At 63.0% G+C, this 19,662-nt stretch carries 13 protein-coding genes and 2 pseudogenes; 7 read left to right on the top strand and 8 right to left on the bottom strand.

Features of this window, described 5'->3' with window-relative positions; translation table 11 throughout:
- Positions 1–13: 13 nt before the first annotated feature.
- The 6 genes from RMO01_RS04225 to RMO01_RS04200 form a co-directional block, all read right to left on the bottom strand.
- Entirely contained in the window at positions 14–3,067 is a 3,054-nt protein-coding gene (locus tag RMO01_RS04225; protein ID WP_309627796.1) for a TonB-dependent receptor, read from the bottom strand.
- A gap of 135 nt (positions 3,068–3,202) precedes the next feature.
- Positions 3,203–4,219, bottom strand: coding sequence for a FecR domain-containing protein (locus tag RMO01_RS04220; protein ID WP_309627795.1), 1,017 nt, complete (start codon positions 4,217–4,219; stop codon positions 3,203–3,205).
- A 2-nt stretch (positions 4,220–4,221) separates the two neighbouring features.
- Positions 4,222–4,755 carry a sigma-70 family RNA polymerase sigma factor gene (locus RMO01_RS04215; RefSeq protein ID WP_309627794.1) on the bottom strand — a complete coding sequence of 178 codons (534 nt, stop codon included), beginning with the start codon at positions 4,753–4,755 and terminating at the stop codon, positions 4,222–4,224.
- Between the two features lie 590 nt (positions 4,756–5,345).
- On the bottom strand, positions 5,346–5,816 hold the full coding sequence (locus RMO01_RS04210; protein ID WP_309627793.1) for a TerB family tellurite resistance protein: 471 nt from the start codon (positions 5,814–5,816) through the stop codon (positions 5,346–5,348).
- A gap of 712 nt (positions 5,817–6,528) precedes the next feature.
- Positions 6,529–6,963, bottom strand: a complete 435-nt coding sequence (locus tag RMO01_RS04205) for a response regulator (RefSeq protein WP_309627792.1) — start codon at positions 6,961–6,963, stop codon at positions 6,529–6,531.
- Positions 6,960–7,178 (bottom strand): ATP-binding protein, encoded by a 219-nt coding sequence (locus tag RMO01_RS04200; RefSeq protein ID WP_309627791.1) that lies wholly within the window; start codon positions 7,176–7,178, stop codon positions 6,960–6,962. The genes RMO01_RS04205 and RMO01_RS04200 overlap by 4 nt, the downstream gene beginning before the upstream one ends.
- Between RMO01_RS04200 and RMO01_RS04195 the strand changes: the two genes are divergently transcribed.
- Positions 7,165–7,938 carry a serine hydrolase domain-containing protein gene (locus RMO01_RS04195; protein WP_309627790.1) on the top strand — a complete coding sequence of 258 codons (774 nt, stop codon included), beginning with the start codon at positions 7,165–7,167 and terminating at the stop codon, positions 7,936–7,938. The genes RMO01_RS04200 and RMO01_RS04195 overlap by 14 nt on opposite strands.
- 229 nt (positions 7,939–8,167) lie before the next feature.
- Positions 8,168–8,967: pseudogene (locus RMO01_RS04185) on the top strand (IS5 family transposase).
- 132 nt (positions 8,968–9,099) lie between these two features.
- Here the strand turns inward: RMO01_RS04185 and RMO01_RS04180 are convergent.
- Both RMO01_RS04180 and RMO01_RS04175 read right to left on the bottom strand, forming a co-directional pair.
- Positions 9,100–11,568 (bottom strand): PAS domain-containing protein, encoded by a 2,469-nt coding sequence (locus RMO01_RS04180; RefSeq protein WP_309627789.1) that lies wholly within the window; start codon positions 11,566–11,568, stop codon positions 9,100–9,102.
- Between the two features lie 637 nt (positions 11,569–12,205).
- Positions 12,206–12,700 carry a MucR family transcriptional regulator gene (locus RMO01_RS04175; protein ID WP_309627788.1) on the bottom strand — a complete coding sequence of 165 codons (495 nt, stop codon included), beginning with the start codon at positions 12,698–12,700 and terminating at the stop codon, positions 12,206–12,208.
- A gap of 128 nt (positions 12,701–12,828) precedes the next feature.
- Between RMO01_RS04175 and RMO01_RS18070 the strand changes: the two genes are divergently transcribed.
- The 5 genes and pseudogenes from RMO01_RS18070 (at position 12,829) to RMO01_RS04160 (ending at position 19,195) form a co-directional block, all read left to right on the top strand.
- Complete coding sequence (locus RMO01_RS18070) at positions 12,829–13,218, top strand: helix-turn-helix domain-containing protein (RefSeq protein WP_409013042.1); 390 nt, start codon at positions 12,829–12,831, stop codon at positions 13,216–13,218.
- A 5-nt stretch (positions 13,219–13,223) separates the two neighbouring features.
- Positions 13,224–13,385 (top strand): annotated as a pseudogene (locus RMO01_RS18065) (transposase); the annotation flags it as partial.
- A 623-nt stretch (positions 13,386–14,008) separates the two neighbouring features.
- Positions 14,009–17,164 carry a PAS domain-containing protein gene (locus RMO01_RS04170; RefSeq protein ID WP_309627787.1) on the top strand — a complete coding sequence of 1,052 codons (3,156 nt, stop codon included), beginning with the start codon at positions 14,009–14,011 and terminating at the stop codon, positions 17,162–17,164.
- The gene (locus RMO01_RS04165) at positions 17,154–17,561 is read left to right on the top strand and encodes a response regulator (RefSeq protein ID WP_309627786.1); all 408 of its coding nucleotides are present in this window, start codon (positions 17,154–17,156) and stop codon (positions 17,559–17,561) included. Before RMO01_RS04170 ends, RMO01_RS04165 begins: the two co-directional genes overlap by 11 nt.
- A gap of 356 nt (positions 17,562–17,917) precedes the next feature.
- Positions 17,918–19,195 (top strand): serine hydrolase domain-containing protein, encoded by a 1,278-nt coding sequence (locus tag RMO01_RS04160; protein WP_309627785.1) that lies wholly within the window; start codon positions 17,918–17,920, stop codon positions 19,193–19,195.
- Positions 19,196–19,662 lie beyond the last annotated feature (467 nt).

The following is a 19,662-nucleotide window of genomic DNA, read 5'->3' as shown; positions in this document are numbered from 1 at the left end:
CCCCGCCCACGCCTCAGAACCGCCGGGTCGCCTTGACGGTGATGAAGCGACCCAGGGTGTCGTGGTTGATATGATCCACGTTCGCCCCGCTGCCCAGAACCCGCGGTGCATCCTGGTCGAAAAGGTTTCGGATGTTCAGCTGGACGTAGGTGCTCGCACCAAAATCGCGGCTGAGGCTCACGTCCACCGTGGTCCAGGCATCGACGTTGACGATGGCCGTCGTCGGAAGGCCGACCGCGGTCAAGGTCCGGGGGTCGGGATCGTCGCGGTAATCGGAGGTGTAGTTGACCTGTCCGCTGGCTCGCCAGTCGCCGTTCCGCCAGCGCAGCTTGGCCGTCGCGACCAGCTGCGGATACTGGTACTCTCCCGCCTCGTCTATGACGGCTGAGCCGACCGAGGCCTGACGGTCGAAGGCGATCAGATAGCTGGCGTCGACCAGGGCGGTAAAGTCACCCCAGGCCATGTCGTCGATATGCTGGGTGTAGGTGAAGTCCACGCCACGCGTGTGCTGGAAACCCAGGTTCGACAATCGGAAATGGGCATCGGTGACAAAGCCGGTCGCCGACCGCTCCAGCCCCGGCGTGCCGGTGGGCAGAAGGCCCTGGCCCACCACGGGGAACTCGCCGGCCAGGGCACGGCGTATGAAGTCGTCGCGGTCCAGACCGACCAGGCTCTCGTGACGGATGTCCCAGTAATCCAGGCCGATGGCGATGTCGTCGGTCGGCTTGACCACACCCCCGAAGCCGTAGGTCTCGGCATTCTCGGCTTCCAGTTCGGGATTGCCGACGTCTTCCGACAGCAACGCCTGGCCGGTGGCTGTCGTCGAGCCATTGCAGGCTCCGGGCGTGATGCGACAGTTGACGCGGTAGCTGGACAACAGCACGCCTGCACCGCTTTGCGCCAGCGAAGGCGCACGGAACGACGTGGACCAGTTGCCGCGCAGGATCAGAGGCCCGAGCGGTTGCCAGCGCACGGCCACCTTCGGATTGAAGTCCGATCCGAAGTCATCGTAGTCGTCGAAGCGGCCCGCCAACTGGACTTCCAGCGTGTCGGTCAGCGGCACATAGAGCTCGCCGAATACGGCCCACTGGTCGCGCTCGCCAAAGGCTGAGGTGGAGCTGAAGCCCAGGATCGGCTCGGGATTGGTGGAGGTGGCGACCGCCTCGCCCGAGGGCGTGTCGGAGAGTTCTTCATGCCTGTACTCGGCGCCGAAGGCGGCCTTGATGGTGCGGCCGTTCAGGGTGAACAGATCGCCGTCGCCCGACACGTCAAGGGCCCACAGACGCGACTCGCCTTCGCGTTTCGCCGTCGTCTCCAGAATGCCCTCGAGGCCCACCGCCTGGTTCCGCTGACCGTTGAAGGGATTGTACCAGAGGGTCGTCTTGCCCGCGGCCTCGCAGGTGTTGCCGACATAGCGGGCCGAGGGGCGCGTCAGATCGACGGTCCAGCGCCGAACCCGGCTGCCGTCCGTACAGATGTTGCCGAGATTGGCGTCATAGAAGGCCGCGGATCGGACCAGGCCGGACGTGCCGGTCTGCGTGCGGTCGTTGCCGCCCAGTGTCAGCGCCCCCTCGACCGTCCAGCCGTTCTCGAACTGGTGGTTCAGACCGGAGACGAAGCGCAGGCTCTGGCTCTCGACCTCGACGGCGCGGGGCTCCAGCAGCTTGCCCCAGGCGAAGATAGGAAAACGGTTGAAGCTGGAGAAGTTAGAGAAGCGCGCCTCCCGGCGCAGATCCTCGCGGAAACTGGCCGGGAAGTTCGGGTTTTCAGGGTCGATCGGCGCCCGCGAGAAGTTGGAGGGCGAGCCCGTTCCGCTGGAATCGGACTCTTGGTAAAGAAGCTCGTTGAACCACTCGGTGTTGTTTCCCAGCCGGGCCTTGTGGGTGAACAACGCGCCCCGGCTTTCGAACTGCTCGTCGGTGGCGGTGAAGTCGTTGGTGTCGACCTGGCAATACTCACCCAGGTTGCCCGTGCGGAAATCCGATGCCGGGCAGCCACCGTTCGCAGGCGACTCGGTCTGGTCGTTCAACATGGCGAACAGGTCGTTGAAGCTGGGATAGAAGCCCTGCTGGCTGGGACGGAAGCTGTCGGCCGTATAGCTGCGGTCGCGATCGTAGAATGCGTTGCGACGATACCAGTTCGCCACAATCATGAAGGACTGATTGCCGATGGTCGTCCCGGCTACAGCGCTGACATCCACCCGTCCTTCGTCGGTGCCGGCGGTCGAGTCGCCATAGGAGACCGACACCTCGGCCCCCTCAAAATCGTCCTTGAGAATGTAGTTGACGACACCGGCGACGGCATCAGCGCCGTAAAGCGCCGAGGCGCCGTTGGGCAGCACATCCACCCGCTCGATGGCCGCCAGCGGTATGGAGTTGGCGTCGATGAAGGACTCCTGGCCCCGCGCGAACGAAGAGATGGAGGCCCGGCGACTGTTGATCAGCGTCAAGGTCGCGCTGGTCCCCAGCCCGCGCAGCGAGACACCGGCGGCCCCGACCGGCGTGTTGGACGAGAGCGGACCCGAGGTCGAGGTTGAGAAGGTCCCGGACCCGCCCGAGGTGGCGGGCAGATCACGCAGGACGTCGATGATCTGTGTCGCGCCGGATTCGCGGATGTCCTGGGCGGTGATGGTGCGGGCCTGGACCGGTCCGTCGGTTGGAAGGCCGCGGATGCGTGAGCCCGTCACGGTGACGGTATCCAGTTGAGACGTGTCGGGCTGGTCCGCGGCACCGCTCATGGAAATCGCATAGGCTCCCGACGTGGTTTGCGACCATCCTAGGCCGCTGCCCTCGAGGATGGCGTCCAGGGCCTGGCCTTGGGTCGTGGCTCCCGACACGCCGCCGCTGCGCAGGCCGGACGTGGCCTGGCTGGAGAACAGGACATCGCGACCGGTGACCAGTGCAAAGCGGCGGAGCGCATCGTCAAGGGCGCCTGCCGGCACCGTGATGGCCCGCGCAGTTTCCTGGGCCCTGGCCGCGTGCGCGGCGCCTGCGGTCGTCACCAGTGTGGCCATAGCGACGCCGAGCATAAGGGCGAGCTTCAGGCCGTGCGTGTCGGATCGAATCATTGGTCATCCCCCGGATAAAGATCGCGCGCCCCCGGGCGCTCTCACCCTGTTCGACGCAAGGTGACGCTTGGCGCTCACCCCCCTGCCCGAAGAAAATGTGACGGGCCGATGGCGAATTCGTCTCGGACCAGCGATTCAGCCTTGAGGACGGCGTTCCAGCCTGACCATTTCTCCATCGCGCGCCGCGACCCGGGCCGGCAGGATCATAACAACGGCCTGGGCAAAGGCATCGGGCTCATCGGTGCGGAACACGCCACTGATCGGCATGGCAGCCAGAACCGGATCGTCCACCACGAGCACGCGCGCGTTGTAGCGATTGATCTCCGCCACCGCCTCGCCGAGGGGTCGGTCATCCAGCACCAGCCGGTGATCCCGCCAGGCTCCTGTGACGGCGAGATCAGCAGCCTCAACGTCCAGCGCCGCGCCGTCGGCCAAAGCCTCGGCCATCTGCCCGGGGGCCAGAACCGTCACGGGCTGCCCGGTCTCGGCGACAGGACGAAGGCGAGGGCCATCGGCCGGGAAGAGCCCCACGGACCCGGTTTCCAGGACAACCCTGAAGTTGCCATCCGTGCGACGGACGTCGAACACAGTCCCCAGCGCGCGAACTTCACGATTGTCTGAGAAGACGCGGAAGGGCCTCGATGCGTCGTGGGCCACCTCGAACCGGGCCTCGCCGTGGTCGAGCCACAACAATCTTTCGCTCTCTTGCATCCGGACCCGCAGCCGCGAGCCCACGTTCAGCGTGATCACCGATCCGTCCTTCAGTTGCACGCGCCGCGTCTCGCCCACGCGGGTCTCATAAACAGCCGGGCGGTCCAACAGAGTCGGGGTGATGAATGCGGCGAATACGCTGGCGGCCAATGCCACGAAGGCCGCGGTAGCGCTGCGCCGCCCGAGTACCTGTGCCGGCCGACTGCTGCGCAGCAAAGCCCGCGCCTGGGGATCCCCGGCCGCCCCCGACAGCATCGCGGTCAGATCCGCCATTCGCTCATAGTCCGCGCGGCCTTCCGGGTGGTCCAACGACCACCGCTCGAATGCGGCGACATCCTCCGGCGTGTGCTGGTCGGACAAGATGCGGGCCACCCACCCCGCGGCATCGCGCGGCGTTTCGGCGATCTCAGGCGTCGTGATCAGGCGGAGACGGTCTTGCATCGTCATTCCTCCCCCATGCGGCGATGCATGTGGGCGATCGCCTTCATCATCTGTTTCTCGATCGCACTCACCGTCACTCCATAGCGAGCAGCCAATTGGCTGTAGCTCAGACCGTCCATTCGACTGAGCATCAGTATCTCCCTGCGACGCGCCGGCATTTCGTCCAGGACGACGCGCAGGCGTTCCAGTTGCTGCCTGTCGGACAAGACGCGCTCTGGCGAGGGTTCCTCACCGGCAATCGAAAGATCGTCGGCACTTTCGTGTCGCGACACGTGCCGCACGCCGTCGCGACGAGCCCGGTCCGTCACGACAGTACTGGCCACACGAAACAAATAAGCATCGGGATTTTCGATGCGGGCGTGATCTTCCAGCCCAAGCATCCTCACGAATACCTCCTGGGCGCCGTCCTCGGCGGCATCGGCCGAATATCCGCGACGTCTGAAAAACCGAACCAGGGGGGCGAAATACTGCGCCGCGAGCCCGGCGAAGGGCTGCATTTGGGTCTTGCTGATATCTTGTGCCCGTTCCCCTTCCATGGGCACCTCAGTATCATCGTTATGCTTCACGCCCTAGCCGACGGGGCTCTGTCAGCCCAAGCTGATCGCCGGCTGGAAACGGTGCACCTAGTGTCGCACCAGGGCCCGCTCGTCCAACGCGGTCTGCTATTTTGACAGCTCCCGGGCCATGGTGAGATTCCGCCAGATAGAAGACGCTACAGAAGTTCAGCTCAGTCCACGCCGCCTCCGCAACCACTTCAGTTAAGACCGCCACCTCATCAGCAGAGAGACATACAAGGCCCAAGGCTCAGCTGCCCTAGCTCAGTGGCAGACGCTCGCCGCATAGAGCTCGCGTCCCCCGCCCTGACTCCACCTAGCGACGACGAGTTAGCGTTGGGCTGACAGCACCGGGCTCATTTCTGCAGACTCGGGAGTGAATCAGCTTCAGACGCGGATGTCGAACGTATGCCGACTGGGTCGGCGCAGCGAGACGTCGCCGCGGATCGCGCCGGGTGCCTGGACGGGCTGTTCGGTCGGGCTGCTCGTGTGCGCGGCTACGCGCTGAGTCGTCTGGGCGAGTTGGGCGGCCCAGAGTGCTAGCATCGGCGCGCCGCTAACGGCTCCCGCTCTCATGGACCACTCACCCGGGCCGGGCGCGGCGCCTCCAGATCGAACTTTGCGGGGTCCAGATCCAGCAAGGCGCATAGCCGGAGGATCACGGCCCGCTCTTCCCCGTCGAAGCCGCCGTCGGCCTCGGCGACCGAACAGGCCGTCTCCACCAAGGCCCGGGCCGCGCGGGGATGGCCACGGAGCCTCCGGATAGCGACCTCCGCCGTCGCTTCCCCATCGTCCGGATCGCGATCAAAGCGCAGGTTGAGGGCCTCGAACAGGATCGTGACTTCATCGGGGCCGAAGAAGGCGATGGTGGGGGAGGTCCGCATACGCTCGATCATGCGCCGACGTTCGTCGGGCGTGACCCAGCCGTCGGCTTGGGCGACCATGGAGCAGGCGGCGACGACCGCGTCCATCTGTTCGACGTCGCCGGCGCTGAAAACATCGGTGTGATCGACCGGAGCGCGTTTGCGGGTGGGCGTGGTCATGGTGATGATGAGGGACTCCTGGCTGGCCGACAGGGCAGCCGGACTTGCAATGGGATGAGGGTATTTGGGCTCGCCGCTCGTGGCGGTGAATGGTCTCAGCGCTTGCGGAGGCGGCGTACCAGGCCGGCTATCAGGCCGAGCCGAGACACCTTGGCGGTCGTGCGCCTTGAACCACTGGGGCTGACCCAGCTCGCCCTAGGCTGAGACTCGGGCCCGACCTTGGCAAGCATCAGCTTGGCCAGAGCCTCCAACGCCTTGAGCCGGCGCGATAGAACCATCGACATTATGCCTCTCCTGTCTGTCGGAGAGCACTCGAGGATGAGCCGGTCGTCGTGTTGATGTTTCGCCGGACCCACGTCATCGAGCGCACCCGATGCGGTCCGACATCACGATCACCATGATCGTCAGAGGGGCCCGGGCCGCTTGAGGACAGTACTCGGCGTGCGTCATAAGACAAATCAGAAAGGTCTATTCGTATCATAACGCACGCTTATGATTGGCCAGCCGTTCCAGCCGTGCCACGTGGCGCCGCGTCGGCTCCGCCTTCAGGACCGGCACCCATTCTCCACACAAACGGCGCCCCAATGCCAGACTTGTCGCCAAGGGGTTTAAAACCGTGCCCACACATGCCTGTCAGCGACACTGCCGGGCACCTGCCCGGTTCTGGGGAGGTGACCGGATGGCAGCGCAGGAACTGCAAACCGTCGGCGTTCTAGAGGCCGCGGGTAACTCCGAACCTGCGTCGGGTGTCCAGCACCACCCAACTGCGCATCAGAAGCTCCGCCACGTCATAGGGTTTCAGAAGCACATCGTTGGCGCCGAGCGACAGCGCACGGAGCCGGGCGTTCATGGTCGAATCCGCCGTCAGCACCAGGATTGGGAGATAGTCCGTCTCCGGCGTCAGACGGCGAAAGCTCTCCAGAAGTTCGTAGCCATCGAATCCCGGCATCATCAGGTCCAGCAGCACGAGATCCGGCGGCGTCGCGGCGAAGTCGGCGAGGGCGTCGCGAGCGTCCAGAAAAGTGGCGACGTCGCCGAACCCCTCTCTTCGAAAGGCGCGGTCCACCAGGCTGAGGTTGGCCGCCTCGTCATCCACGGCCAGGATCCGCGCGGCCTTCAGCGCGGCGTCATCAGGCACGATCCTCATTCGGCGTCTCCGGTGTTAGATGGTGCATCGATCAGGTCCAGGATGAAGACCGCGCCGGACCGATCGGTTCGCGGTCGATAAAGGACATCGCCGCCCTGGGCCCGAGCCAGCCCGCGCGAGAGCGCGAGCCCCAGACCCGAACCCTCGGCCCCGCTCCTGCGCTCGGCGCCCAGCCGATCGAACGCCGTGAACAGCCGCTTGATGCGCCTGGACACGCCGCTATCCACGCTTCTTCCCGGCTTCCCTGCGAGCAGCGGAGCAACCGTGACCTTGGCGCATCTATTGTCCAACACGAGCGGGCTTCCCGATCTCCTAATGCCTGCGGCCAAGGCTGACGCCGATCTGCGGACATCAACGGCTTCCGCGGGCGAGATCGTCAGCCGTTGGGCACCGGCGGAGACCATGTTCGTCCCCGGTTCGAACTTCGACTACGCTTTCATGAACTGGGTAATCGTTCGCGCTGTGATTGAAGCCCAGACCGGCGCAAGCTTCGAGGATCTGGCGCAGAGCCTGCTGTTCCAACCGATGGGCCTGCGAAACACGGGTATTGCTGATCGGGGGTTCGAGGCGGTTCCCAGCCTGGTCCCCGCCTTCGACGGGCGGACCGCCGCTGCGGGGTTGGATATGAGCACCTGCTATGGCTACGGGGCCGCCTCAGGGACCTTCTATGCCAGCGCAGCTGACCTGCTGACATTCGCGGACCGGCTGCTGAGCGGGCCGCACTTGTCACGGCAATCCAAGTCAGACCTCCTGGACGTGCGATACGCGGACGAAGGCTACGCGCTGGGCGGCAGGGTGCGCGTGGGCGCCGCTGGACCTGTCGCTTGGGAGACCGGATCCGTGGGAGGCTACAAATCCCTTCTCACCTACCGACTGTCGGATCGTCGGTCGGTAGTGGTCCTGAACAATACCGACATGTCGCAGACGACGATCAACGACCTCGCCACGGCCATTTTCGATCTGCCTTCGGTCTAGGTCGACAACGGTCTCAGCAACGCCCCCTCGTCGGACCCGCAAGGTCGGACCTGTTTCAGCGCGCGGCTAGCGTCCGCTTTAGGTCGCGGTCATTGGCTTCTCGGCCGATAGTGGCCCAATCGTCGGCCTTAGCGAGAGTCTAGGCCGTGTGGACAAAGAGGATTCCCAAATCGCCTGATCGCTGATTCAAGGCTGTTCTTTGCGGAGAGCAGCCTTGGTTCGTGGTTTGATGTCGGATGCGGAGTGGGCGTTCTTCGAGCCGTTCGTGGTCGAGACGGGGCCAAGGCGAGGGCGGCGTCCTCGCGATCATCGGCTGGTGCTGGACGGGGCATTTTGGATCGCCCGGACGGGGACTGCATGGCGTGACCTGCACAGCCATTTCGGGACATGGAACTCGGTCTATCGCCAGTTCCGGCGCTGGACACAGGCGGGGACCTGGGACGTCATGCTGGAGGCGCTGACCGAGACCGGCGAAGGTCACGCCAGCGTCCAGATGATCGATTCCACCATCATCCGCGCCCATCAGCACGCCGCCGGCGCGCTAAAAAAGGGGATCAGGACCAGGGTCTTGGCCGCTCGCGTGGTGGCTTCTCGACCAAGATCCATCTCCGCAGCAACGCTCTGGGCCTCCCTGTCGCGGTCACGCTGAGCGGCGGTCAGGTCTCGGATATGAAAGGCTACGGCCCCGTCATGAACGAGCCCGGGCCTGCGCCTCGCGTCCCGCTCGCCGACAAGGGATACGACGCCGACTTCATCCTCGCCGACCTGGCGGCTCGAGGCGTCGCCGCCGTCATCCCGGCCAAGCGGAACCGCAAGGTGCAGCCCGTCATCGACGGCCACATCTACAGCCTGAGAAACCTCGTCGAGCGATGCTTCTCAAAGCTCAAACACAGCCGACGACTGGCCTCGCGATACGACAAGACCGCCGACAGCGTCCTCGGCTTCGTCCTCGTCGCATCAATCACTGTGGATCAGACACTTTGTCCCACCCCGCCTAGTTTGTGGTCAGTCCCGTGGCGACAGGATTGATAGCGATTTCTGCGCCTAGAGGTCACCTCTGTGGCCGTTGCCCAGGACGGCCTCGACCCATAGCCATAATTCCACACGTCCCGGACCGCGCGCTGAGAGAGAGTGCAAGCGGCGTCGCCACCGAGCGTGCGATTACCCCAAACTCTCCCGCTCCGCTGCGTCCAGCACTTCCCGCACGCGCTGCCCGAGTTCGGCGACCGTGAATGGTTTGCCGATCATCTGGACGCCGGGATCGAGCACGCCATTGTGGACGATGGCGTTGCGCGAATAGCCTGTCGTGAACAGAACCGGCAGGCCCGGACGGCGACGGCGCACCTCCTCCGCGAGCTTGCGCCCATTCTGGTTAGGCATCACGACATCGGTGAACAGCAACACCACGTCCGGATGGTCGTCCAGCAAAGTGAGCGCCTCGGCGGCGCTTCCGGCGTCGATGACGGTGTAGCCTAGCTCCAGCAGCGCATCGACGCTGAAGGAACGGACAGCGGGTTCGTCTTCAACGACTAAAACGAGTTCGCCCGAGAAGCCCTTGATCGCGGCTAAACCGGGCGTCCTTTCATCATCGCCCGCTTCAGTCCCAGAGAACCGTGGCAGGTAGAGCTTGATCGTCGTGCCATCTCCTGGCTCGCTGTAGATCGCGACATGCCCGCCGGACTGCTTCACGAAGCCGTAGACCTGAGAAAGCCCGAGGCCGGTGCCCTTTCCGACATCCTTGGTCGTGAAGAACGGATCGAAGGCTTTGGCGACCACGTCGGGCGGCATACCCGCGCCGGTGTCGGTCACAGCGATCATCACATATTGCCCGGCGTGAAGTCCGGGGTGCGCCGTGACGTAACGCTCGTCCAGATAGGCGTTTTGTGTTTCGATGGTGAGAAGTCCACCGTTCGGCATGGCATCACGCGCGTTGATGGCGAGGTTCAAGATCGCGTTCTCGACCTGGCTCTCATCGGCGTGAACGCGCCACAACCCGCCCGCTACGACCGTCTCCAGCTTCACCGACGCCCCAAGAGCGTGCCGGAGCAGCTCGGTCATGCCCGAAATAAGCCTGTTCGCGTCCAGCGGCTTCGGTCGCAGCGTCTGCTGGCGTGAGAAGGCCAACAGGCGCGACGTCAGGGCGGTCGCTCGCCTCGCGCCTTCCTGGGCGGCTTCCAGGTATCGCGTCAGACGAGGGTCCGTGTCACCGAGACGGCGTCCCAAGATGTCGAGCGAGCCGATAACCACGGCCAGCATGTTGTTGAAGTCGTGAGCGATGCCGCCGGTGAGTTGTCCCACCGCCTCCATCTTCTGTGACTGCTGAAGCTTCTCCTCAGCTTTCGCGCGCTCGGCGACTTCTTCGGCGACACGCTGTTCAAGCCGTTCGGTAAGCTCCCGAAGAGCCGCATCGCGCGCATTCTCTTCGGCGATGTTCCGCGCTTCGATGACCGTCCCGACAGGTTCGCCCTCATCGTCGAGCAGGGGACTGGCGGTGAAGGCGACAGGGTAGAAGGAGCCGTCTGGCGCGACGAACAACTCCTCCCCGCTCATCTGGGCTCTTTCTGGGAACGCCCGGTCGATGGGGCAGTCCTCAAGCGGGTAGTGAGAACCGTCCGGTTTCTTGTGGTGGACCACATCATGCAGCGGACGCCCCTGCATCTGGGCGAAGCTATAGCCGGTCAGCTTCTCTGCGGCGGTGTTCGCATAGACGCACTGCTGGCGATCATCCATCAGGAAGACGGCCATGCGCGTGTTGTTGAGAATGGCGTCCAGCCGCTTCGATGTAGACGCCAGCGCATTTTCAGCCAGGTGGCGATCAGTGTCGTCGCGGAGCGTCAGGATCGCCCCCAGCGCCTTTCCCTGAGGATCTTTGAATGGCGTAGCCGACCCGATGGCAAGCACCTCGTCTCCACCCTCCCGGGCGATGCGCCAGCGAGCGTCAAGCACGGTTTCGCTGTTCAGGACTGCACGTGCGAGAGGCAGTTCTTGAACCGGGTAGGGTTCCCCGGTCTCAGTCAGCAGACGATAGGCGTCCGTATAGTCGTCAGGCTCAACGCCGAGCAGCTTGACGCCGTGCAGACGCTCGGCGGCCTCGTTGACGAAGGTGATCCGCCCTTCCGTGTCGGTGACGATCACGCCTTCGGTCAGTTGCCCCAGGATGGCGGCCTGTGCCGCCGCGTCCGACGCGAACTTCTCGTTCAGCGCTACAAGCTCCTGCTCGGCGCGCTTTCGGTCTGTGATGTCGCGGTAGAAGATCGCCAGCCCGTCCGGGACCGGGTAGGCGCGCATGTCGATCCAGTGTTCGCGCCCGTCGTCCCACTCATAGGAGTGTTCAAGGGACACCGGCTCCCCGGTGGAGATCGCGTGCTCATAGAGCTTGCCTAGGATGGAACCCTTCGTGTTCGGCCAGACGTCCCAATGACTGCGATTGACGATCTCGTCACGTCCTCGCGTCTCTAGGGCCAGCCCCGCAGCGTTGATGTCGATTACCGCAAAGTCGTGCCCGAGAAGCACGAACGCTTCGCCCATCCCCTCCAGAACGCTCCGCATGCGGTCTCGCTCGCGGCGGAGCAACTCCTCGACAGGAGCCTCGCCTAGGTCCCCCTCGAACTGGTCAACTTTCTTCGTCATGCGGATTTTTTAGCGAAGGTGCTCAGCGAGTGCCAGCGCGCCAAGTCAGCTTGACGAGTCGTCGTCGGCGGGCCTTCGAGGCAGAGCTGGTCCGGGGCATCCCTCTCAGCTTCGGCCAAGGTCGAGAGCGGAGGCCGGTCTTCACCCGACTTCCTTTTTCCACTCCAGGCGGCGGTTCCGAAGGGCTGCTCTCAGGCCTGGCGGTCAATGTCTGATTTTCGGCCTGACGTTGAGAACTATTCGGCAGCCGTCGCAATGGCTGGCTAGCTAACGGGCTCAAGCGCCGAAAGCGGACGCTTCCAACGTCGGCAACGGGTGGGAAGCGGACAAAAGCTTTCAGCTCAAAAGCAGACGTTGGCGTCCGCCTTGCCTAAGCGCCAGTCTTCGACACGGCACGGCGGGTTCGAGTGCGCCAAGGGCCGTCGTGGGAACCCGGCTATGTAATGGATCGCTTCCCTAAGGTGGCGTTCACAAAGGCGAAGGAGCGGGGGTAGCGGAGCAATCCAACTCGGTCGTCTTCCTCTGTTCCGCCGAACCCGTGCCGTGGCCGTAGAGTGATCGAATGCGGTTGCCGGATCGTCAGCCGATACGGTGAACGCCGGACATGAAAAACCCCGCCGGAGCGGGGCTGATCATCTCATTCGGCAGGGGCTTTTGGCGTTCTGGGCTTCCTAGCGGGCGCCTTTGGTGACGCCGCCTTCGCCTGACGGCCTTTCGATCCTAGGCCAATCGACTTCGCCAGTTCCGAGCGACGGGCGCTGTAGGCCGGATGCACCATCGGATAGTCCTGCGGCAGACCATATTTGGCGCGATAGCCTTCAGGCGTCAGGCCGCGTCCCGAAAGGTGCCGCTTCAGGCTCTGATACCCTTTCCCATCCTCGAAGCTGATCAGGCTGTCTGGACCAATGGATTTTCGAATTTCAGCCTTTGACTTCGAATAGGTCTCAGGCTCTTCGGCAGCTTCTGCGGGGCCACCGTGGCTAAGGCTTGAGAGCGTCGCGAACGTATCGCGAATCAGCGATTGGAGTTCTTCGGCAGTGAGCCGGTTGTTCGTGTTGCTCACAAAAGCGGAGACAAGTTCTACGGTCCCATCAAACGAATCCGACGATGCATCGAAGGTGTCATCAACCATAGGGTTTCTCCATTCAGGGGCGACTATGGGCATTAATCCCATTTTTGCTATGATTGGAAGCTTTTGTGGCATCACCGTTGCAATGATTGCATTGATTGATTGCACCGGCTCTGAGGACTGGACTTCGGATGCCCAGAACGGTTGGCGAACTTAGCCCTCACGAGGTTGACGTGCATGTCGGCAGACAGGTTGCGGACCTACGAAAGAGCCGGGGCTTCAACCAAACCCACCTCGCCAAGGCGCTTGGACTGACCTTTCAGCAGATTCAGAAATACGAGAAGGGGACCAATCGGTTTTCCGATTCGAAGCTATGGCGGAGTATTGCTGGGTCGTCCCAAGGGCGTGCGCCATGTCGATCGGCTGATCGCGCGCGTGGAGGACCCGGCAGAAGCGCTCCCTCTCGCCGCACGGGCCATTCTAATGGTTCTGGTCTCGACCCTGCGAACACTCGACCAGCAGATCGCCGTGCTGGACGCGGAGATCGCTTCTCGCGCCCGGCACGATCCGGTCGCACGTGACCTGAATATCATCCCTGGGGATCGGCCCAATCCCGGCGACAGCCCTAATCGCACTCGCTCCCTCTCACGAAGCCTTCAAGAGCGGTCGCCACTTCGCTGCCCGGCTGGGCCTCACGCCGAGACAGCGATCGACCGGCGGCCAACTGAAGCTCGGCGCGATCACCAAGGCGGGCGGGCGAACACTGCGACGGCTCCTGACCATCGGGGCCAGCGCCGTCATCGAACAGGCCTCCATCCGAGGCGCGCCGGCAGGGTCATGGCTCGACCAGATTGCTGGCGCGAAAGCCGAAGATGCTGGTCATCGTCGCCCTGGCCAACAAGAACGCCCGCATCGTCTCGGCGTTATGGGCCAAAGGCGATGTCTACCGAGCTCCGGGCGTGCCGGCCTAGCCAGCACCAACGCGAGACGTCGAAGCGTAGGATGAGCGAAGGAGCGTATGGCGCAACAGTCGGCGAGACGGGATCAGGAAAACCAGGGCTTTCCACCGTGCCTCGAGCACGCTTTGGGTGATTTGGACCGGATCCGCGAACTCCCATACAGGCCAGCGACGGTTCGCCGCCGCACCATAGGCCGGACAGATGGCAGCATCCGACTACGTGTCAGAAACTCCCGAATTCACTCCTGCGCTGAAGGGGGCCTCCAGAGATGGAAAGCCGCCATTCGATCCCGGCCCGAAAAGACCCTTCCACACGCTAGCAACTGCGGGATCACCGCGCTCCTTAACTGTCTTGGGTAACGGTTTGTTCTGGTGCGGCAGTTAACCTTAAGCTTCAATCTCGGAGTGGCTCGTTGGACAAATTCGGCTCATTCGACCGTTTGACAGAACTGGCGGCCGCTCTTTTTGACACTCCTGTTGCCCTAATCACGGCAGTCGAAGAAGGCCGGCAATGGTTTCGATCCAACCATGGGTACGGTGCCGATCAGACGACGAGAGAAGAATCCTTTTGCGCCCATATGATTGGCACACCTGAAGGCTCAACGCTCGTCGTTGAGGATGCTTCCGTCGACGCTCGTTTCCGAGACAACCGCCTTGTCCTGGAGGATGGCATTCGGTTTTACGCCGGAGCGGTCATCACAACTGCCGACGGAGCTCAAGACGGGGCCGTCTGTGTGATCGATACAGTGCCGCGTCCGGCGCCAAGCGCCGCACAGATGGATAGCCTCAGGGTTCTGGCGCGACTTGTGGGACAAGAAATCGATACCGCCCGCCTTTTAAGACAGCAGGCAAAACACACGGCTATGCTGGAAATGGCGGAAGACCTAGCGGGTCTCGGGCGCTGGCGGTTCGAGGTAAGTAGCGGGGAAATTGAGTGGTCCGACGAAGTTTACCGCATCCACGGCCAAGACAGGGAGACATTTGACCCAACCTATTCTGACGTGTTGGAGGCCTACAATCCAGATGACCGAGAAATTCTCGCGGCCTGCGTAGAGCGCGCGATCCAGACGGGCCAAGGTTATAATCTGGAACTGAGGCTGACGAATACTGCACTGGGGGAGCGGCGTGTCATGGCCCGGGCGCGTACTGAGCAGGACGAAGATGGCAGAACCCTTGCTCTTTTCGGGATCTTCCAGGACGTTACCGATACAGTAAATACAGAAGAAAAATTGCGCACTACTGAGGCATCCTTCAGGATGTTAAGCGAGACGTCGACCGATATCGTGGCTCGCTTCGACACCAAAGGGCGCTTTCTGTATGTTTCCCCAGCCGTTCGGACCATACTTGGGCGCGAGCCCGAGGATATGCTGGGATCAGATTGCTCTGCTTTTATTGCGCAGGACGAAATTCACCGCATTCGGCAAATCCTGGTCGCACATGCTGCAGAAGTCCCAGGCGCCGCTTCCCCGCGCTATGAATACCGAGCAAGGAAAGCGGACGGAGCATTGGTCTGGCTCGAGGCGACGCCTCGCGCGATCCGGGATGAGCTTGGGCAGATCACGGAATATCATGACTGCGTTAGAGACATTACGGCTGCGAAAGCAGCCGAGCGCGCGCAACAGGAATTGGTCCACACCCTTAACCTCGCTGAGGATCTGGCCGGGATCGGCTCTTGGAAGCTGGATGTGGTCACCGGCCACGTTCGCTGGTCAGAGCAGGTCTATCGGATCTACGGCGTAACGCCGGAGACTTTCGATCCGAGTCTGGATCATGCCATCAGCTTTTATCATCCGGACGACCAACAGGCTGTCCGAGACTGGTGCGAGACGGCTCTCGAGACCGGCGAAGCCGGTGAACTTAAACTGAGATTGCTTCGACCGGACGGCGAGGAGCGGATCGTCGTGTCCAGATGCCGTGTCGAACGCGGACCCGACGGGGCGAATGCTGCCCTTTTTGGCGTTTTCCAGGATGTGACTGAGAGCGAAAAAGCCGAGCAGGCCGTCAGGGACAGCGAAGCGCGTTACCGGCTATTGGCCGACAATGCGACTGACATCATCGCGATCTATTCGATCGACGGCGTGTTCAAATATCTGTCGCCTGCCATACAGGACCCGATGGGCTACCGGGCAGAGGAGCTCGTGGGACGAGCGTTCGACGAGTTCATCCATCCCGAAGATATGGCGAGGGTGCAGAGCGCTTTCGCGGCTTATGCACGGAGCGAACCCGGAACCCCCGCACCCCGAATTCCGTATCGAGGCATTCGCAAGGACGGATCACTCGTATGGCTCGAAGCCCATCCAACTATCCTACGGGACGCCAGCGGACGGCCCGTTGAGTTCCAGGATGTCGTCAGAGATATCACCCAGACCAAGGAGCTTGAGCAGGCTCTCATTGAGGCCCGCGACGCAGCCGATGCTGCAACGGCCGTCAAGGCTGATTTCCTGGCCAATATGAGCCACGAACTGAGAACGCCACTGACGAGCATCATTGGGTTCACCGGGCTGGCTATCGACCAGCCAGAACTGGGTGACCTTTCCCGCAGGTTTATCGAGCGAATCGAAAATGCGGGCAAGGCGCTGCTGTGCACGGTCAACGATATCCTGGACTTTTCGAAGCTTGAGGCGGGCCAGGTCTCGATTCAGCTTCAACCCGTTTCGATCCACAAGCTTGCTACCTCGACCCTCGAACTGTTCGGACCCCAGGCCGGCGCCAAGGATCTCGGTCTGATCCTTGATACCCGTCATGGGCTCGAGGATCTTGTACTTGCTGTCGATCCCGACCGGATCAGGCAAATCCTGCTGAATCTCGTCAGCAATGCGGTCAAATTCACCGCAGCGGGCGCAGTCACCCTGCGGGCAAGCTATGCAGCATCCGAGGACCTGCTTCGCATCGAAGTCAGCGACACAGGCGCTGGTATTTCTGCCGATCAACAAGGGCGCCTCTTTAAGCGCTTTTCCCAGATCGACGGTTCAATGACGCGGGCGCAGAGTGGCACCGGGCTTGGGCTCGCGATCTGCAAAGGCCTGGCGGAAGCCATGGGGGGGCGTATCGGTATGTCCAGCGAGGTCGGCGTTGGGAGTACCTTCTGGTTCGAAATTCCTGCCCAGTGCGCGACCCTGCCCGACACCTCGGCGCTTCAAGAGGGACCGGATGCGGTCACCTACGGAGGGGTGCGGGTTCTGGTCGTTGACGACCATGCAACGAACCGGGAACTCGCGCGCCTCTTCCTGGCTGGCGTGGGGGCCGAAGTATCTGAGGCATCCGATGGGGACGAAGCCGTCAGGATGGCTGCTGCGCTGCCTTACGACGTAATCTTGATGGACCTGCAAATGCCGGTGCTTGATGGCCGAAGTGCGCTTCGTCAGATTCGTTCGACCCAAGGGCCCAACGACGCGACGCCGGTTCTGGCCTTTACTGCTGACGATAGCACAGTGACCAGAACCCAACTGAGGGCCGAAGGTTTCGAAGACCTTGTTTCCAAGCCAGTCGAGCCGGCTTCGTTGATTGGTGCTGTCGCGCGAGCAACAGCCTTCGCGGACCGCCAAGAGATCGCGTCTCATGCGAACTAAGGCGCGGATACTCATAACAGACGATGACGCAGGTATTCGCGATCTATTACGAGATCAGATTGAAGCGGCGGGGTTTGAGACGAGGGTCGCTCGCGATGGACATGAAGCTCTTGAGCGCATCTCTTCATTCCGCCCCGATGGTATGGTCCTTGACATCAGCATGCCCGGACTCGACGGGTTTGGTGTCCTACGGTCGCTTCAAGGTAGAGCCATACGGCTTCCGGTCCTCGTGCTGACCGCCCGCCATGTTGCCAGCGACGTACGCAGGGCTGTTAGCCTTGGAGCCCGTGACTATCTAACAAAGCCGTTCACAGAGGCTCAGGTGAAAGCGAGAATCGCGCGGTTGCTCAGAGTACCTATCCCACCCGTACCAGTCAGCGGCACCCTTTTCGTCTAGTGACGTCGCGTTCCAAACCCTCGCGGACCGACAATGGCTAAATTCCGCGCTTTGGGTCGAATGCGGACATCGGCTCATCGCCGGGAAGCGGACCTGGAGGGTCCGCAGTGGGCGAAAAGCGGTATTCACGCGCGGGCGTCTACAGACCTTCAGGGAGGTCGTTCACGGCTACAATCGACCTGAAAACGCGCCGGGGCCATTCCGGCCTTGTGTGCCTTTTGTCGCCACGTCATCGTCCCTGCCGACACGGGGCGGATGTGCGGGGGATGTTTGTGCCAATGATCGTCCGAGGTCTGCTGGCCTCTGCTGTCCTATTGTTCGCGACTTCCGTCCACGCCGCTCCCATTGGTCCACTGGTGACCGCCGCCTTCACGCGCGCGCACATCCCGGGGGGCGTCGTCGCACTGGTCAGCAGTTCAGGCCCCATCGAGGTCGCCACCTTCGGCGTCTGTCGCGGGGGCGCCCCGATCACGAGCGACCAGCCCTTCGTCATCGGGTCCCTCAGCAAGCCCGTGACCGCCGCCGTGGCGATCCGCCTTGCTTCGCAGGGCCGTCTGAACCTGGATGCACCCCTGAGAACACTGGAGCCGTCGTCCGGTGGCTCTGCTGCGATCACGCCGCGACAATTGCTGAACCAGACAAGCGGTTTCACCCGTAGACAGGGATTCTCAATCCCGGCGCCGGACACCGCGGGTTTCCGCAACCTCCAGCCGGCCGGACGTCAGGGCGCTTACGCCTATTCGAACCTCAACTATGTCGTCCTGGGCCAGGAAATCCAGTCGCGATCCGGAGCTGCTTTTGAGGCTGTTGTCGCCCGTGAAGTCTTCGGCCCACTGGCCATGTCCTCCACCGCGGCGATAGCGCCGGATCAATGCGGGCACCGTCTGTTCTTTGGGCTAGCGACGCCTTGGGCCGAGGAGCCTGTTCCCGGTCATCTCGCACCAGCCGGGTTCATCCGGGCGAGCGCCCCCGACCTCGGCAAGTTGATGACCGCCATCCTGGCCCAAGCCCGTTCAGCCCAGGACGAGGGATGGCCCTCCCTGAACCTCACTGACAACGACCCGGTTGCGTATCATCAAGGCTGGCGCACGGCGATGGATCAGGGCGAGCGCATCTGGTGGCATAGCGGCTCGACCGGTAGCTATCGCGCCACCATGGTGATGTTGCCATCACGCAACCGCGCCTTCGTCATTCTGACCAATCTCGGCGGCCATAGTGTTGATGACCCGGTGGACGACCTTGGTCAGGCGCTCATCGCACACGTGCGAGGGCAGCCGTCTCAGCCTCCCGCGACACCGGTCGAACCCTGGGCGCGAATGGCGCTTCTGTTGGTCATCGCCTGGTCGCTGATCACGCTCTTCTTCACGACAAGGCGCTGGGTCAGACGCGACCGCGCTTTATCCGTCGGCACGGCTTCTATGGCCTTGGCCGCCGCGCCGTGGATCGCCGTCGGCGTGCTGTCGGTCGTTGCTCTGCAACACTTCATCGGCTTGTCGCTTCTGGGCATTTGGCGGCTGGCGCCGGACATCGGTCTGACCGTTGCCGTGGTCATCACAACCGGCGCAGCACGAAGTGTGATGAACCGCTCAGCCCCGAGAGCACGGGGCGCGTCGAATGTCAGCGCAGTCTCGTAGCGCCTGAAGTCCGCTATGGGACGGACACGGCGTTTAGCCATCGCTCCCATCTTCCGTTGCTGGCCTGGGAGCGACCCGGGTTGGGTCGGCGCAGCTTTGAGACAGGCGACGAGGGCCAGGGCTGGGTCGACGCGCACAACACAAGGCCTGCTTTCCTGTCCGTGCTGACCGAGAACGGCAACCTGACGTGCTGCGCGCCGTGGCCTCCGGGCGCCGATCCCAGGAGGCGTGCGCCGGCCAAAAACATATCGGATGGTCTGCCCCGGCCGATCCTATGGTGAGGGAGGTGAACGCGCGCAGGCCTCATGGGGCCATCCCGGCTGGGCGCTCGACGTCACTGGAACGGCGCCCCCAGCAATGAGGTTTGCGGCGGCTGGCCATTGACATGCCCGACTACCCCGGACGGCCGCTATTTCGTCGTGCGGAGCCGTCTCCGGCGAACGTCAAACCCTGCTCTGGCGCCCGAC

The organism is Brevundimonas sp. (assembly GCF_031412435.1).
Taxonomy (GTDB): domain Bacteria; phylum Pseudomonadota; class Alphaproteobacteria; order Caulobacterales; family Caulobacteraceae; genus Brevundimonas.
This window is presented reverse-complemented; position numbering and strand designations above follow the sequence as displayed.